This is a genomic window from Bradyrhizobium sp. SZCCT0153 (assembly GCF_018129995.1).
In the GTDB taxonomy this organism is placed as follows: domain Bacteria; phylum Pseudomonadota; class Alphaproteobacteria; order Rhizobiales; family Xanthobacteraceae; genus Bradyrhizobium; species Bradyrhizobium japonicum_G.
This window is the reverse complement of the sequence record NZ_JAFCKS010000006.1, coordinates 257530-273837: the sequence shown is the minus strand read 5'-3', so window position 1 is coordinate 273837 and position 16308 is coordinate 257530. Positions and strand designations below refer to the sequence as shown.

16 protein-coding genes are annotated in these 16308 nt (G+C 64.3%); 5 read left to right on the top strand and 11 right to left on the bottom strand.

The genetic code is table 11. The features are described 5' to 3' along the window. Positions 1-274 precede the first annotated feature (274 nt). A complete protein-coding gene (locus JQ572_RS25785; RefSeq protein ID WP_211385628.1) occupies positions 275-1828 on the top strand; it encodes a DEAD/DEAH box helicase in 1554 nt (517 codons plus the stop codon). Positions 1829-1993: 165 nt separating this feature from the next. Beyond that, on the top strand, positions 1994-3061 hold the full coding sequence (locus tag JQ572_RS25780; RefSeq protein ID WP_211385627.1) for a GGDEF domain-containing protein: 1068 nt from the start codon (positions 1994-1996) through the stop codon (positions 3059-3061). 108 nt (positions 3062-3169) lie between these two features. On the opposite strand, the gene JQ572_RS25775 is transcribed toward JQ572_RS25780, so the two are convergent. The 9 genes from JQ572_RS25775 to JQ572_RS25735 form a co-directional block, all read right to left on the bottom strand. Next, positions 3170-3604 carry a TfoX/Sxy family protein gene (locus tag JQ572_RS25775; protein ID WP_211385626.1) on the bottom strand — a complete coding sequence of 145 codons (435 nt, stop codon included), beginning with the start codon at positions 3602-3604 and terminating at the stop codon, positions 3170-3172. A 167-nt stretch (positions 3605-3771) separates the two neighbouring features. Further along, positions 3772-4182 (bottom strand): HesB/IscA family protein, encoded by a 411-nt coding sequence (locus JQ572_RS25770; protein WP_211385625.1) that lies wholly within the window; start codon positions 4180-4182, stop codon positions 3772-3774. A gap of 63 nt (positions 4183-4245) precedes the next feature. Next, positions 4246-4617, bottom strand: coding sequence for an SUF system Fe-S cluster assembly protein (locus JQ572_RS25765; protein WP_007609827.1), 372 nt, complete (start codon positions 4615-4617; stop codon positions 4246-4248). Next, positions 4614-5861 carry a cysteine desulfurase gene (locus JQ572_RS25760; RefSeq protein ID WP_211385624.1) on the bottom strand — a complete coding sequence of 416 codons (1248 nt, stop codon included), beginning with the start codon at positions 5859-5861 and terminating at the stop codon, positions 4614-4616. Before JQ572_RS25760 ends, JQ572_RS25765 begins: the two co-directional genes overlap by 4 nt. Further along, the gene (sufD, locus tag JQ572_RS25755) at positions 5858-7162 is read right to left on the bottom strand and encodes a Fe-S cluster assembly protein SufD (protein WP_211385623.1); all 1305 of its coding nucleotides are present in this window, start codon (positions 7160-7162) and stop codon (positions 5858-5860) included. Before sufD ends, JQ572_RS25760 begins: the two co-directional genes overlap by 4 nt. 11 nt (positions 7163-7173) lie before the next feature. Further along, on the bottom strand, positions 7174-7926 hold the full coding sequence (gene sufC, locus JQ572_RS25750; RefSeq protein WP_211385622.1) for a Fe-S cluster assembly ATPase SufC: 753 nt from the start codon (positions 7924-7926) through the stop codon (positions 7174-7176). Between the two features lie 62 nt (positions 7927-7988). After that, positions 7989-9485 carry a Fe-S cluster assembly protein SufB gene (gene sufB / locus JQ572_RS25745; RefSeq protein ID WP_211385621.1) on the bottom strand — a complete coding sequence of 499 codons (1497 nt, stop codon included), beginning with the start codon at positions 9483-9485 and terminating at the stop codon, positions 7989-7991. Positions 9486-9598: 113 nt separating this feature from the next. Then, complete coding sequence (locus JQ572_RS25740; protein ID WP_211385620.1) at positions 9599-10738, bottom strand: cysteine desulfurase family protein; 1140 nt, start codon at positions 10736-10738, stop codon at positions 9599-9601. 48 nt (positions 10739-10786) lie between these two features. Next, positions 10787-11983 carry an acyltransferase family protein gene (locus JQ572_RS25735; protein WP_211385619.1) on the bottom strand — a complete coding sequence of 399 codons (1197 nt, stop codon included), beginning with the start codon at positions 11981-11983 and terminating at the stop codon, positions 10787-10789. A gap of 44 nt (positions 11984-12027) precedes the next feature. On the opposite strand from JQ572_RS25735, the gene JQ572_RS25730 reads away from it, so the two are divergent. The 3 genes from JQ572_RS25730 (at position 12028) to JQ572_RS25720 (ending at position 14353) form a co-directional block, all read left to right on the top strand. Continuing rightward, complete coding sequence (locus JQ572_RS25730) at positions 12028-12975, top strand: LytTR family DNA-binding domain-containing protein (RefSeq protein ID WP_211385618.1); 948 nt, start codon at positions 12028-12030, stop codon at positions 12973-12975. Between the two features lie 377 nt (positions 12976-13352). Continuing rightward, positions 13353-14000 carry an alpha/beta hydrolase gene (locus JQ572_RS25725; RefSeq protein ID WP_007591562.1) on the top strand — a complete coding sequence of 216 codons (648 nt, stop codon included), beginning with the start codon at positions 13353-13355 and terminating at the stop codon, positions 13998-14000. A 62-nt stretch (positions 14001-14062) separates the two neighbouring features. Then, positions 14063-14353 (top strand): DUF1330 domain-containing protein, encoded by a 291-nt coding sequence (locus tag JQ572_RS25720; RefSeq protein WP_211385617.1) that lies wholly within the window; start codon positions 14063-14065, stop codon positions 14351-14353. A 32-nt stretch (positions 14354-14385) separates the two neighbouring features. On the opposite strand, the gene JQ572_RS25715 is transcribed toward JQ572_RS25720, so the two are convergent. Continuing rightward, a complete protein-coding gene (locus tag JQ572_RS25715) occupies positions 14386-15063 on the bottom strand; it encodes a glutathione S-transferase family protein (RefSeq protein ID WP_211385616.1) in 678 nt (225 codons plus the stop codon). 94 nt (positions 15064-15157) lie between these two features. Further along, on the bottom strand, positions 15158-16261 hold the full coding sequence (locus JQ572_RS25710) for an anhydro-N-acetylmuramic acid kinase (protein ID WP_211385615.1): 1104 nt from the start codon (positions 16259-16261) through the stop codon (positions 15158-15160). Positions 16262-16308 lie beyond the last annotated feature (47 nt).

The window sequence follows — 16308 nt, the reverse complement described above, 5'->3', positions numbered from 1 at the left end:
ATCACTGGATTTGACGGAAAACCGCAGCCGCGCCCGCTATTTGCGCAAAAACCTCAGGTTTTTTAGGACCTTCCCGCGCCTGCTCCATTGACTTTGGCCGATTCCCGCCTATGTTCCGAGGCGACGCGGCTCAGATCGAAGACCGATTCCTGAGCCTGGCGCTTTGTTCGCGTGAGTCAGCACCCCCAGCTTCTTTGAGAGCGCGCCGTTTCGGGGTGGAACGCGACAGCCTTATTACCCTCGATTCCGAACGGCGGTTTCGACCAGAGGCTCAATGTCTTTCACCAATCTCGGACTATCCGAAAAAGTCCTCGCCGCAGTGGCGGCCACCGGTTACACCACCCCCACCCCCATTCAGGAACAGGCGATCCCCCACGTCCTCGCACGCAAGGACGTGCTTGGCATCGCCCAGACCGGCACCGGCAAGACCGCGGCCTTCGTGCTGCCGATGCTCACCATCCTCGAAAAGGGTCGCGCACGCGCGCGGATGCCGCGGACCCTGATCCTTGAGCCGACCCGCGAGCTCGCGGCGCAGGTGAAGGAAAACTTCGACCGCTACGGCGCCGGCCAGAAGCTCAACGTTGCGCTCCTGATCGGCGGCGTTTCGTTCGGCGACCAGGATGCCAAGCTGACGCGCGGCGTCGACGTGCTGATCGCCACGCCCGGCCGCCTGCTCGATCACACCGAGCGCGGCGGCCTGCTGCTCACCGGCGTCGAGCTGCTCGTCATCGACGAAGCCGACCGCATGCTGGACATGGGCTTCATCCCCGACATCGAGCGCGTCTGCAAGCTCGTCCCGTTCACGCGGCAGACCCTGTTCTTCACGGCGACGATGCCTCCGGAGATCCGGCGCATCACCGAAACCTTCCTGCACAACCCGCAGAAAATCGAGGTTTCCAAGCCCGCCACCACCGCCGTCACCGTTACGCAGTGCCAGGTGCCCGCCGGGCGCGAGGCGCATGAGAAGCGCGAGCTGCTGCGCCGCCTGCTGCGCGAGGCCAAGGATCTCCAGAACGCGATCATCTTCTGCAATCGCAAGCGTGAGGTCGCCGTCGTTCACAAATCGCTGCAGAAGCACGGCTTCAGCGTCGGCGCCCTGCACGGCGACATGGACCAGTCGGCCCGTACTGCGGCGCTCGAGCAGTTCCGCAAGGGCGAGCTGCCGCTGCTGGTAGCCTCTGACGTCGCCGCCCGCGGCCTCGACATCCCCGAGGTCAGCCACGTCTTCAACTTCGACGTCCCCCATCATCCCGACGACTACGTCCATCGCGTCGGCCGCACCGGCCGCGCCGGCCGGTCCGGCATGGCGATCTCTCTCGTAACGCCGCTCGACCAGAAGTCGATGGTGGCGATCGAGAAGCTGATCGGCCAGAGCATTCCGCGCGCCGAGGGCGATTACGAAGTCAACGCAGAGGCCGGCGATGGAAGCGAGCGCCCGCGCGAGCCGCGCGGCCGCGAACGTTCACGCGGCGGACGCGGCAAGCCGCAGCGCGGTGGCCGCGACCGTGAGCGCAGCCACGAGCCGCGCGAACCGCGTGGCGAGGCAAGGCACGCTTCTGAGACAAGGCCTGAGCGCGAAGCAAGACCTGAGCGCGAAGCAAGGCCTGAACGCGAACCAAGGCCTGCGCGCGAGGCCAGGCCGCCGCGCGAAGCCAAGCCGTCATCCGAACCGCGGCACGGCGCGCGCCAGCACGCCAACAATTCGCATGTGCCGTCGATCGGCCGTCCTGAGCCGCGCCGCCAGCGCGAGGCCGACAGCGAACCGGGCGATCACTCGCATCTGCCGGCATTTCTGCTGCGGCCGGTTCGCTCCCCCGCCGGCGCCTGAAGCGCGTTGCGCTCCAGGCCTTGGTTGAACAGATTCGGCCTGCACTTTTTTGGATGGATTCGGGAACGTAGATTTACGGGTCGTTCACGATCGTCCGTTAGCCTGCGAACATAATTTAAGCATTGCTGCGGTCGCGGGCGCACCGACCGCTGTGGGGTATGTTCCGTGGTCAAGGTGCTTGACGAACACGAACGCACGATGGCGTTCGCCGAAGTAGCGCTCGGTCAGATCCGATCGCTTCGACAGACCGCAATTCCTCGCAATTACGAGATCTGGTACGTCTACGCGACCGGCTACAACGCCCCGCTCAACAAGATCATCAACGAGACGCTTGCGCTTAGCGGCAAGCTGACCGAAGCCGATCTCGAGCAGATCTACGAGACCTATCTCTCCCACATCAAGACCACCGACCGCATCGACAAGGTCGGCGCGCGCGTCATCGGCGAGATCGACGACGTCATGAAGGTCCTCGGCGACGCACTCGGAATGTCCGGCTCCTACGATGCCAGCCTGTCGGGCGCGACCGAAAAGCTGTCGGCGGCCAGGAGCCGCGAGCAGATCAAGTCGATTGTCGAGACGCTGCTGCGTTCGACCAGCGAGATGCGCGAGACCAACAAGGCGCTCGAAGACCGGCTGACGCTGTCGAAGAACGAGATCAGCAATCTCCAGCAGAGCCTGGAGGCAATCCGCGCCGAGAGCCTGACCGATCCGCTGACCGGCCTCGGCAACCGCAAATATTTCGACCGCATGATCGACATGGCCGTGCAGAATGCGCTCGCCTCCGGCGAGCCGCTGTCGCTGTTGCTGGTCGACATCGATCACTTCAAGTCGTTCAACGATTCCTACGGCCACCTCACCGGCGACCAGGTGCTGCGGCTCGTCGGCCTGTCCCTGAAGCAGACCATCAAGGGCCAGGACATCACCGCGCGCTATGGCGGCGAGGAATTTGCGGTCGTGCTCCCCAACACCGCGCTGCGTCAGGCCCTCACCGTGGCCGATCACATCCGCCGCGCGGTGATGGCGAAGGAATTGAAGAAGAAGTCCACCGGCGAGATTCTCGGCCGCGTCACCATCTCCGTCGGCGTCTCCATGCTGACGCAGGGCGACGACCCCGACGCGCTGATCGAACGGGCGGATGCCTGCCTCTACGCGGCCAAGCGCAACGGCCGCAACCGGGTGATCTGCGAAGCCGATCCGGAATTCGCGGTCGAGACGCACAACCGGGTGGCGTGACGCGCAAGCTCGCGCACCACCGCCCGCGCTTGACATTCTGTGCCGACGGCACCTGCGTCTTCACGGCCAAGGACATGAGAGTTGGTCCCCACCATCTTTGCCGGGATCTCAACGGTGGGCACGCTTCGCTTTGCTCACCCTACGAACCGCCTTCTTGGCTGTTCGTTTCTTCGCCGGCGGCTTCGTCGAAATCTTCTTCGCAGTCTTTTTCTTCGGCCGCTTCTTCACCTTGGCGCGCTGGGCGGCGGCGAGCGCCGCCCTCGCCCATTGCGCGAGCTCCCCGGAATCGTCGAACAGGCGCGCCGGCAGCTCCCAGTAGGAGTTCACCACCACGGTCTTGGCGCGCGTCGAATACTGGAACGGCTTTGAACCTTCCGCTTCGAAATCCGGGATGGTGACCTCGTCGGCGCGCAGGAACAGGCCGGCGCGCAGGGCGAGCGCGAAGTTGATGCCGTCGGCGGAGATGCCGTAGCCGGAGAACATCTTTCGGATGGTGACGGGGCCGAAATCGGCGAACAGGTCGATCAGGAATTCGCGGTCCATCGAGGGCTTCCCGGAGCGAGCAGGTCAGCCTTCATACCACCGCCGTCATTGCGAGCGAAGCGAAGCAAGCCAGGCTGTCCCCGCGCAGACAGTCCGGAATGCTTCGTCGCACCAGCGCAAGATTGCTTCGCAATTTTGTCGCGGGCTCCTCGCAATGACTGGGAGAACTACCCGTCGATCTTTGCCGGCCGTAGCTCGACCGACTCGCCGCAGCCGCAGGCCGAGATCTGGTTGGGGTTGTTGAAGACGAACTGGGCCTGCATCTTGTCGGCCTTGTAGTCCATCTCGGTGCCGAGCAGGAACAGCACGGCCTTGGGATCGATCAGGATCTTGACGCCCTTGTCCTCGACGACCTCGTCGGTCGGACGGACATCATGGGCGTATTCCACCGTGTAGGACTGGCCGGCGCAGCCGCCGTTCTTCACGCCGACGCGCAGGCCGACGATCTCGGAATCGGCGCGGCTCGTCAGCTCGCTGATGCGCTGGGCGGCAGCATCCGTCAGCCGCATCACCTGCGGGCGAGGCCGCCGCGGCTTCGGAGGGGATGCTGGTGTTGAGCCGGACGATATCTGTGTCATGTCAGTGATGTGGTCCGTTGCGGGGCGAATTCAATGCCAGGAATGAAAAGCAGAACGTACGCGTCACCACATGTTGAGCACGAGGCGCGCCTCGTCGCTCATGCGCTCCGGCGTCCAGGCCGGCTCCCAGACCACCTTCACGTCGACCACGCCGACGCCGGGGACGCTGGCGACCGCGTTCTCGACCATGGTCGGCAACTCGCCGGCAGCCGGGCAGTTCGGCGTCGTCAGCGTCATCTGGACGTCGACGGAACGGTCGTCCTTGATCTCGACCTTGTAGATCAGGCCGAGCTCGTAGATGTCGGCCGGAATCTCCGGATCGAACACGGTCTTGAGCCCGGCGATGATCTCGGTGGTAAGACGCTCGGTTTCCTCCGGCGGCAGCGCCGATCGGGTTTCCATCGGATTGGCTTTGATTTCGGCCGTGTCACTCATGCGAACAAATCCCGCGCCTTCAACAGCGCCTGTGCCAGATGATCGACTTCTTCCCGCGTATTATACATGCCGAAAGAGGCCCGGCACGTCGCCGTGACGTTGAACCGCTCTAAAAGCGGCATCACGCAATGGGTGCCGGCGCGCACTGCAATGCCCTGGCGGTCGATCACGGTGGCGACGTCGTGGGCATGCGCGCCCTTGAGCTCGAAGGAGATGACAGGGCCCTTGCCCCGCGCCGTGCCGATCAGCCTCAGCGAGTTGATCTCGCGCAGCTTGTCCTGGGCGTAGGTGACGAGATCGTGCTCGTGGGCAGCGATGCGCTCCTTGCCGATCGAATTGACGTAGTCGATGGCCGCGCCAAGGCCGACCGCCTCGACGATCGGGGGCGTGCCGGCCTCGAACTTGTGCGGCGGATCGCCGTATGTGACCACGTCACGCGAGACCTCGCGGATCATCTCGCCGCCGCCATTGTACGGACGCATCGCGACGAGGTGGTCGTACTTGGCCCAGAGCACGCCGATGCCGGTCGGACCGTAGACCTTGTGGCCGGTGAAGACGTAGAAGTCGCAGCCGAGGTCCTGGACGTCGACCGGCAGATGCACCGCGCCCTGGCTGCCGTCGACCAGCACGGGAATGCCGCGGGCATGGGCGATCTTCACCACGTCCTTGATCGGCACGATGGTGCCGAGCGCGTTCGACATCTGCGTGATCGCGACCAGCTTGGTCCTGGCAGTCAGGAGCTTCTCGAACTCGTCGATGAGGAAATTGCCTTCGTCGTCGACCGGCGCCCATTTGATCACGGCACCCTGGCGCTCCCTGAGGAAATGCCAGGGCACGATGTTGGAGTGGTGCTCCATGATCGAGAGGACGATCTCGTCGCCCTCCTTCATATTCGGCCCGCCCCAGGACGAGGCGACCAGGTTGATCGCTTCGGTGGCGTTGCGGGTGAAGATCACTTCCTCTGTGCGCGGCGCGTTGATGAACTGCGCCACCTTGGTGCGGCCGCCCTCATAGGCCTCGGTCGCGGCGTTGGCGAGGTAGTGCAGGCCACGATGCACGTTGGCGTATTCGGACGTATAGGCCTGCGTCATGCGATCGAGCACGGCCTGCGGCTTCTGCGCAGACGCTGCGTTGTCGAGATAGACCAGCGGCTTGCCGTAGACCTGCATGGCGAGCGCAGGGAAGTCCTGGCGCACCCGCGCAACGTCGTAGGACCCGTTCTTGACTGCGGGATGCGTGCTCATTGGCGACGCTCCAGCCAGCGCTCGGCAATGCCGATCACGTGCTCGCGCAAGCCGTCATCGGCGATCTGCTCGATGGCTTCACCGACGAAGGCCTGGATCAGCAGCGCCTGGGCCTGCTTCTCGGGCAGGCCGCGCGCCTTCAGGTAGAACAGCAGGTTGTCGTCCAGCGCGCCGGCGGTGGCACCGTGGCCGCAGGAGACGTCGTCGGCGAAGATCTCGAGCTCGGGCTTGTTGTCGGCTTCGGCTTCGTCCGAGAGCAGCAGCGCGCGAATCATCATCTTGCCGTCGGTCTTCTGCGCGTCCGGACGGACGATGATGCGGCCCTGGAACACCGAATGGGCGCGGTCGTCGATCACGGCGCGGAAGATCTCGCGGCTGACGCAGTTCGGCACGGCATGATCGACCACCAGCGTGGTGTCGCCATGCTCGGTCTTCTGCAACAGGTTCACGCCGTTGACCCCGAGCTCGCTGCCCTCGCCGGCCAGCGTGATGAAGCCCTGCAGGCGGCTCACGGCAGCGCCCGTGGTCATGTTGAAGATATTCAGCTTGGTGTTCGCGCCGACCGTGACGAACTGCGAGGTGATGTTCACCGCGTCGGGCGCATCGTCCATCAGGCGGATATAAGCGACGTCGGCGTTGTCGCCGATCGTGACGATCACGGCATCGCTGACCTGGTAGGCCTTGGCACCGGCCGCGACGAAGCTTTCGATGATGGTGGCGCGAGCCCCCTTCCCGACCACCACCTCTGAACGGGTGAAGGCCGAGGCGGAAGGCGCGATCGCGACGTGGATGATCTGGATCGGTGCGGACAGCTGCGCGCCATCGGCGATCGACAGCACCACGCCGTCGGTCGCCATCGCGGCATTCAGCGCGATCACGGCATCGTTGGACGCGGTCTTCAGGAGACCGGCATCCGTCTCCAGCGTCTCACGCGACGTCCTGAAGCCCGCCTCGGAGGCGAGCGCCTTGACGTCGGAGAGATCGGGGACGAACACGCCATCGACCAGCACCAGCTTGCGCGCGCCTGCGATCGCATTGGCCTGCACCGCATCCGCAGCTCGCTTCAGGGCAGCCGCATCGGGGCTGGCTGCGAGCGGCAGCACCTCGCCGACCAGCGCGCGCAGGTCGGTGTATTTCCACTCCTCGATCCGGCGGTGCGGCAGGCCGAGACGCTCATAGGTCTCGAACGCCTCGCGGCGTACCGCGATCACGGAAGGCGAACCCGGCAGCCGGCCTTCGGCGCTGGTGAAGAGATCGCTCACCGCGCGGCCCTTTCCGGTCTTTGCCACAGCAACGTTCATCGCAAAATTCCTTACGCAGCGTCCTCGAACTGGGCGTAGCCGGACGCCTCCAGCTCTAGCGCCAGTTCCTTGCCGCCGCTCTTCACGACACGGCCCTTCGACATCACGTGCACGATATCGGGCACGATGTAGTTGAGCAGCCGCTGATAGTGGGTGATGACGACCATCGCACGCTTGGGCGAGTGCAGCGCGTTGACGCCGTCGGCTGCGATGCGCAGCGCGTCGATGTCGAGGCCGGAATCCATCTCGTCGAGGATGCACAGGCTCGGTTCGAACAGCGCCATCTGCAGCACCTCGTTGCGCTTCTTCTCGCCGCCGGAGAAGCCGACATTGACGCCGCGCTTGAGCATGTCCTGCGGGATGTTCAGCGACTTCGAGACCTCGCGGACCTTCTTGAGGAAGTCCGGCGTCGAATATTCGCTTTCGCCGCGCGCCTTGCGCTGCGCGTTCAGCGCGGTGCGCAGGAAGGTCATGGTGGCGACGCCGGGAATCTCGACCGGATACTGGAACGCCAGGAAGACGCCCTTGGCGGCACGCTCCTCGGGGGCCATCTCGAGCAGGTCTTCGCCCTTGAACAGGATCTGGCCGTCGGTGACCTCATAGCCGGGCTTGCCGGCGATGACGTGGGAGAGCGTCGACTTGCCGGAGCCGTTCGGCCCCATGATGGCGTGGATCTCGCCCTCGTTCACGGTCAACGTCAGCCCGTGGAGGATCTCACGTTCCTCGACACGAACCTTCAGGTCTTTCACTTCAAGCAAAGCCATCTTGGTATCCAGTTTATTCAATTGATGCATGGTGCGTCCAAGCGCACCGCGAGGGTCGGCAATCAGCCGACCGACCCTTCGAGCGAGATCGAGATCAGCTTCTGCGCTTCCACCGCGAACTCCATCGGGAGCTGCTGAAGCACGTCCTTGACGAAGCCGTTGACGACGAGGCCGACCGCCTCCTCCTGCGTGAGGCCGCGCTGGATGCAGTAGAACAGCACGTCCTCGGAGATCTTCGAGGTCGTCGCCTCGTGCTCGAACGTCGCCGACGAGTTCTTGGCCTCGATGTACGGCACGGTGTGCGCGCCGCATTTGTCGCCGATCAGCAGCGAATCACAGGCGGTGAAGTTGCGCGCGCCGGTCGCCTTGCGATGGGCGGTGACGAGGCCGCGATAGGTGTTCTGCGACTTGCCGGCCGCGATGCCCTTGGAGATGATCCGGCTCGACGTGTTCTTGCCGAGATGGATCATCTTGGTGCCGCTGTCGACCTGCTGATAGCCGTTCGAGATCGCGATCGAATAGAACTCGCCGCGAGAATTATCGCCGCGCAGAATGCAGCTCGGATATTTCCAGGTGATCGCCGAACCGGTCTCGACCTGGGTCCAGGAGATCTTGGAATTGTTGCCGCGGCAGTCGCCACGCTTGGTGACGAAATTGTAGATGCCGCCCTTGCCTTCCGAATTGCCGGGATACCAGTTCTGCACCGTCGAATATTTGATCTCGGCGTCGTCATGCGCGACGAGCTCGACCACGGCGGCATGCAACTGGTTCTCGTCACGCTGCGGCGCGGTGCAGCCTTCGAGATAGGAGACGTAGGAGCCCTTGTCGGCGATGATCAGGGTGCGCTCGAACTGGCCGGTGTTGCGCTCGTTGATGCGGAAATAGGTCGACAGCTCCATCGGGCAGCGCACGCCCGGCGGCACGTAGACGAACGAGCCGTCGGAGAACACAGCAGAGTTCAGCGTCGCGTAGAAATTGTCCGAGGTCGGAACCACCGAGCCCAGATATTTCTGCACCAGTTCGGGATGCTCGCGGATTGCCTCCGAGATCGGCATGAAGATCACGCCGGCCTTCTTCAGCTCCGCCTTGAAGGTGGTCGCGACCGAGACCGAATCGAACACGGCATCGACCGCGATCTTGCGGCGGGCCGGGTCTTCCTCGCCGGGCTTGGGCTCGACGCCTTCGAGCATGGCGACTTCGCGCAAGGGAATGCCGAGCTTCTCGTAGGTCTTCAGGATCTCCGGATCGATCTCGTCGAGCGAGGTGATCGTCTTCTTCGGCTTCGGCGCCGAATAGTAATAAAGGTCCTGGAAGTCGATCTTCGGGTAGTCGACGCGGGCCCAGGTCGGCTCGGTCATGGTCAGCCAGCGCCGATAGGCTTCGAGGCGCCACTGGAGCATCCAGGCGGGCTCGTTCTTCTTCTCGGAGATGAACTTGACGGTCTCTTCCGACAGCCCCTTGGGGGCCTTGTCGGACTCGATCAGGGTCTCAAACCCATAACGATACTGGTCGACGTCGATGCGCTTCACGCGCTCGACCGTCTCTTGCACGGCTGGCATTCTATCCTCCGCTCGCGGTTTCAAGGACCGCGGTGGATCAAACTCGGTCGAGTATTACGATGTTTTTTGGCGGAAAGCACGGGCTTAGAACCGTTCAACCCGTGTTTCATCGCTTAGACTCTAAGTAGGGTATTACCGAGCTTTCGCCAAGCCTCTAACGCCCTATTGATGTCATGCGGCTCCGTGGACCAGCCCAGACTGAGGCGCACCGCTCCCTGGGCAACGGTGGCATCATACCCCATCGCGGACAGGACGTGAGAGGGCTGCACCTTGCCGGAGGAACAGGCCGAGCCTGAGGACACGGCCACGCCTTCGAGGTCGAAGCCAATCACCGCGGTCTCAGCCTTCAGGCCGGGCGCGGTGAACAAGACGGTATTTGGCAACCGCTTCACGTCGTCCGCGAAGATCGTCGCGCCGGCAATGGCGCGAATGCCATTTTCCAAATGATGCCTGAGGGTTGCCATCCGCTCCGCATCCTCCGGCAGAGCCTGAAGCGCCGCCTTGATCGCCGCGCCGAAGCCGGCGATGCCGGCGACGTTCTCGGTTCCCGCGCGCCGGTTCAGCTCCTGCCCCCCGCCCCGCAGCACCGGTTCCAATCCGGCAATCCCGTCCGCGACGACCAGCGCGCCGACGCCCTTGGGGCCGCCGATCTTGTGTGCGGAAAAGGTCGCAAGGTCAGCGCGCACCGACTTGATATCGAACTGGATTTTTCCAAGCGACTGGATCGCATCGACATGCAGGAGGCCGCCGGCCTCGTGAACCATGCGGGCGGCTTCCGCGACCGGCTGCAGCGCGCCCGTCTCGTTATTGGCGGCCATGATGGAGACCAGCGCCGGTGGGCCATCGCCAAGCATTGCCTTCAGCTGGGCGAGATCGATCACACCGGAGCGCGTCACCGGGATCAAACCTATCCTGTCCGCCGGAAACCGGCCGCCGGCCAGCACCGAGGCATGCTCGACGGCCGAAACCAGGAGCCGTTCGACAGGCTTGCCGGACGGGCCCCGCAGGCCGGGCGACAGCGCCAGCGTGTTGGCCTCGGTTCCCGCGGAGGTGAAGACGACGTTCCGCGGCAGCGCCCCGACCGCTTCGGCAAGCGTCGACCGGGCCCCCTCGACGAGCCGCCGCGCCTCCCGCCCCTCGGCATGGACCGAGGACGGATTGCCGACCAGTTCCCAGGCGGCGAGCATCGCATCCCGCGCCTGCGCGCGGAGCGGCGTGGTCGCATTCCAGTCGAGGTAGACGCGGCTCGGCATAGGCTCTCTTAGCAGCTTTTGCGGCGAGACAAGTCGCCACCGGCGGCATCAGGCCGGCTGCTGCCGGGCCGCTCGCGCCGTTCCACCGCGGGCCATACGCAACCCGAACAACGGCCGCAGCAGGTTGATCCGCCGGACAATTTCATAGGTCGCCGCGCAGGTGAGCACGGTGCCGCCGATCACGATGGAGGCCTCGACCCCCGCGGGAAGGCCGCGATCCCGCAGCGCGTGCGCAATCATGATGATCGTGGTCTGATGCACGATGTAGTAGGGGAAAATCGCTTCCGTAAGGTAGCGCCGCAACGGTCCATCGGCCGTGAGCCAGCGCCTGGCGTGCCCGAGGACCGCGGCCATGGCGAGCCATTGATAGCAACCATAGGCAGCGCTGACGCTCCACTTCGGCGGCAGCCAGGACGCGACGCCGAAGCCGCCGCGAAACAGCATGAAAGTCGCAAACAAGCCGATCGCAGCCGCGAAGGCCAACCAGCGTTGACGCTCCAACTCGCTCCAGACGCGCGGCTGCTTCGCCAGCAGAAGTCCGATCAGAAAGGCCGTCGCGTAGTCCGCATGGTTGTACCAGTCGCCGAACAGCGCGTGGGTCGACGGAAAAGCCGGGAACAGAAAAACGCGCCAGCTGACGAACAGGACGCAGGGCAGGACCAGAATTCCAGGACCTGCAAGGGCCGTCGCAAGCTTCGATCCCAACCGGTCGGCAGCGGCCGGCCAGAGCCAGAGCACGACGGCCAGCGCCATCGTGTAGACCCACAGATAGACCACGAACCAAAGATGATTCCAGGTCGGCAGCACGATGCAGGGCTGCGGGCAAAACTCCGAACCGAACGCGAGATAGTGCCGGACGTAGAAATCCAGAAAGCCCGCCGGATAACCAAGGCTCTCGCGGATCTGGTCGTAGGATTGAGGGGGCACGATCACGAGCATGCCGAATATCAAGGGCACAAGCAGCCTTGCCGTCCGCGCGCCGGCGAACGCCGGCAGCGTGAACTTGTCGAGCATGAACCGGGTGGCCACGCCCGACACCAGGAACAGCAACGACAGCCGCCAGGGGTTGAGCACCAGCATCAACGGCTCGAGCCAGGTCAGCCTGTGCTCGCTCTTGATGTGGAACCCCCAGGACACGTAGAGCATGCCGACATGGTAGAAGATCAAAAGACCGAAGGCGCCAATCCGCACCCAGTCGAGGTCGATGCGCCGTTCCGGCGTCGGAAATATCTCTGGTTTTGACATGATGGTCTGCTCCTTCAAGGGACCCCAAGCACGGTTCTCAGGTCATGGCTGACGCCGAAAATGCCCGCGAACGGGACCATGTCGAGCCGCCGCGGGATCAAGATCGGACCGCCCGGGACGAGATGCAGCCGGTCGGGACGAGTGGCGGAATTCTCGGGATCAGCGGCGGCGACTGGGCGATGTTTGGCGCGATCGCAGCCATCTCGATGGCCACGGGAATCGTGAACGCGCTGTCGGGCGCGCAGGATTCTGCCTGGCGTAACGGCAGCTACGATGTCGGCCGTCGTCTATTCTGGGAGTTGTCGAGCATCGTCGTCATCCTGCTCCTGGTTCCGCTTTTGATGGCGGCAGTCCGGCGGATGCGGCATACGGCTGGCCTCGTCGGCCAGGCCGGCATTGGCGCGATGGCGCTGGTCGGGTTCTCAGTCCTTCATGTCGCCGGGATGGTGGGGATCCGAAAATTCGTGCTGTGGCTTGCCGGCAGTTCCTACGATTTCAACTTGTCCGTCGCGACACTGCTCTACGAATTCCGCAAGGACGTCCTGACCTCCGTCCTGATTGCGGGCGTGATCTGGTTGTTCGATAGCCGCCGCGAGTTGAGGCAGGCTGCGGCGGCCGGCGCGCGCCTCTCCACCCCGCAACAGCCGCTTCCCGAGCTGATCTGGCTGCGCGATGGTACAAGCCGGGTTCGCGTTGCGCCGCGCGAGATCCTTTGGATCGCCTCCGCCGGCAACTACATCGAATACAGTCTTGCCGACGGCACCCAGCACCTGATCCGGGGGACGCTGGCGGCGGCCGAAGCCGAGCTGGCGCGTTTCCGCATCGTTCGGATTCACCGCACGAAGCTCGCCAATCTGGATCGGGTGGCCGGGGTGGACCTCAAGCCGTCCGGCGATTTCGAACTCACGTTCGACACCGGGCAGACGCTGCAAGGGAGCCGGCGCTACCGATTCTCGATCGGCTCGCTGGATCATCCCGCGACGCCCGCGTGATTGCCGATAGAATCGAGCAAGCACCGATAAATCGGCGTGTTTTCAATAAGTTGGCGAGCCACATTTGGATTTTGCAAGCCCGGTCGCCCCCACGTCAGCGGCCGACTGCGACGGAAAAACCGCAGCAGGCCGCGACCATGATGCCGCGATGACCACCTAACCTCTTGAGGTCATTGCCGTATGTTCAAGATGCTTGCTTTTTGACCCTCGCCTCATGTTAGAACGCCCGCGTCAGTTCACCGCGCGCCGCTCGCGCATCATCCGAGGGCGCCGGCCCACCCTTCCATTCGCGGCTTGATCGGCGCAGCAGCCGGTGAAGTCCGCACAATCGGTTGATTGTTGAAGAGCGTCTTCAAGGGATCAATCAAGAGATCATCATGCCTGAAGTTATTTTCACTGGCCCCGCCGGCCGTCTCGAAGGCCGCTATCACCCGGCCAAGCAGAAGAACGCGCCGATCGCGATGGTCCTGCATCCGCATCCGCAGTTCCACGGCACGATGAATCATCAGATCATCTACCAGTGCTACTACGCCTTTGCGCATCGCGGCTTCTCGGTGCTGCGTTTCAATTTCCGCGGCGTCGGCCGCAGCCAGGGCTCGTTCGACCACGGCACCGGCGAGCTGTCGGACGCGGCCGCCGCGCTCGACTGGGCGCAGACCATCAATCCCGAAGCGCGCGCCTGCTGGGTCGCCGGCTTCTCCTTCGGCGCATGGATCGGAATGCAGCTGCTGATGCGCCGTCCCGAGGTCGAAGGCTTCATCTCGATCGCGCCGCCGGCCAACCTCTACGACTTCTCGTTCCTCGCGCCCTGCCCCTCCTCGGGCCTGATCGTGCATGGCGAGAAGGACGCGGTGGTGCCACCCAAGGACGTCAACACGCTGGTCGAGAAGCTGAAGACGCAGAAGGGCATCGTGATCGACCAGCAGGTCATCCCCGGCGCCAACCATTTCTTCGACGCCAAGCTCGAGCCGCTGATGGAAACCATCACCGCCTATCTCGACATGCGCCTCGCCAACGTGCGCTGAGACCTTCCCGCGTTGACGGGTTCGTGGCATGGCTGCGAACCGTCAATGACGGGGATCAAGCCATGAAGGCCTATCTGGTGCTCGACCTGTCGGTGAACGATTTCGCCGGCTTCAAGCCATACATCGCTGAAATTCCCGCCTTCATCGCCAGGCATTCCGGGCGGTACATCGTTAGCGGCGTGCAGCCGACCACGATCGAAGGCGATTGGGCGCCCGAGCGCCTCGTCATCATCGAATTCCCGGGACGCGAGAAGGCGCAAGCTTTCCTGAACGATCCCGACGCTCAAGATCTGTTCAAGCTGCGCCACGCCACGACGACGAGTAAGCTGCTGCTTGCCGACGGCTGCACCTGAGCGCCGCTAGGTCCATGACGGCGCGCCTGCGCTCAAGCCGCAAGCTTGAGGAGATGCGCGTCGTGCCGCACGAGGAAGGCGCGCAGCAATTGTGGATAGTCCGCGCCGGCCGCAGCGCGCACGCTCGGACGCTTCGCCAGCTCGACGCGCCATGCGCGGACCTTCGGCAGATCCCTGAAGATGCCGTGCTCGGTCAGTTTGTCGAACAGATCGAAATAACGAAAGATCGGCGCGAACACCGCGTCGACCAGGCTGAACGCCTCGCCTGCGAAATAGGGCCCTGCGCCGAGCGCGGCTTCCACACGCGCGAATTTCGCGACAAGCGCCTGACGCTTGCTCTCGAACGTCGCCGGATCCGTCGTCGTCTCCAGGCCCCAGAGATCGCCCAGGATCGCCGAGCCGAATTCCATCCAGGCACGATGCTCGGCCCGCTTCAGCGCATCCAGCGGATGCAGTCTTGTGCCGCCTTGCGTCTCCTCGATGTACTCGCAGATCACGTTGCTTTCGAACAGAGCGACCTCACCCTTGTCGGTCGTCACCACCAGCACCGGCACCTTGCCGAGCGGCGAGAGTTTCAGGAACCAGTCGGGCTTGTTGGCGAGATCGATGTCGACCCGCTCGAACGGCACGCCCTTCTCCTCGAGCGCGATGACCGCGCGTTGCACGTAAGGGCAAAGCTTGTGGCTGATCAGTTTGAGCGAAGTGGTCATGGCCAATCCCGGCGCTTTAATGCAACTGCATGCACTATAGATGCACTTGCATGCACCGTCAAGATCCATGCACCTGCATCAACTGACAGTGAGGTCAGGGCCGCACGATCACCCCGCCCGTCATCGGCATCGGCACGCCCGTGGTAGCCGGATAGGAGAGCGGCAGGCCCTTCAGGCCGCGCGCGGCGAGGAAGCCGAAGGCCTGCGCCTCGATGGCGTCGGAGGCCCAGCCGAGCGCCTCGGCGGCCTCGACGGTGGCCGATCCCACCCGCTCGCGCAGCATGCGCAGCATGGTGAGGTTGCGCGCCCCGCCGCCACAGACGATCCAGCTCCGTGGCCGCCGCGGCAATAGGGGGATGATGCGGGCGATGGCCGCCGCGGTAAAGGCGGTCAGCGTCGCGGCGCCGTCGGCCGGCTGGACATCGCCGAGCTTCAGCGCGGCAAAATCGTTGCGGTCGAGCGATTTCGGCGGTGGGCTTGCGAAGAACGGCAGTTCCAGCGCCCGCGCGATCCAGGCCTCGTCGACCTTGCCGAGGGCTGCGAATTTTCCCTCCGTGTCGAACGCCTGGTTCATGGTGCGGTACATGAAATCGTCGAGCAGCGCGTTGCCGGGCCCGGTGTCGCAGGCGATCAACGTGTCGTTGCCGTCGATATAGGTGATGTTGGAGACGCCACCGATATTGACCACGACGATCGGCCCCTCGCGCTCCAGCGACTGGACGAGCGCCCGGTGGTAGACCGGCACGAGGGGCGCGCCCTGCCCGCCGGCCTCGACATCGGCGGCGCGGAAATCATGCATCACGGGGATATGGATCGCCCTGGCGAGCGCCGGCGCATCACCGATCTGCACCGTCAGCCGCTTCTCGGGGCGGTGCAGCACGGTCTGGCCGTGGAAACCGACGATGTCGATGTCCTCAGGCCTCATGCGGTGATGGGCGACGAAGGCGGCCACCGCCTCGGCGTGCGCCAGCGTCACCGCACGCTCGGCCTCGGCCAGAATCCCCGGCCGGGCGTCACGTTGCAGCAGATGCACGGCTTCGGTCAGGGCCTGGCGCAGCAGGTTGCGCTCGGCCGGGCTGTAGGCCCGGTACCCGGATGGTCCGAAGGCTTTCACCTGCTTTCCATCGGTTTCGATCAGCGCAACGTCCACCCCGTCCAGCGAGGTGCCGCTCATCAAACCGAGTGCCGTCAACATCATGGACCAGCGTCCTCAAGACCCCACTCCGGCATGCCGATCTTGTGCCA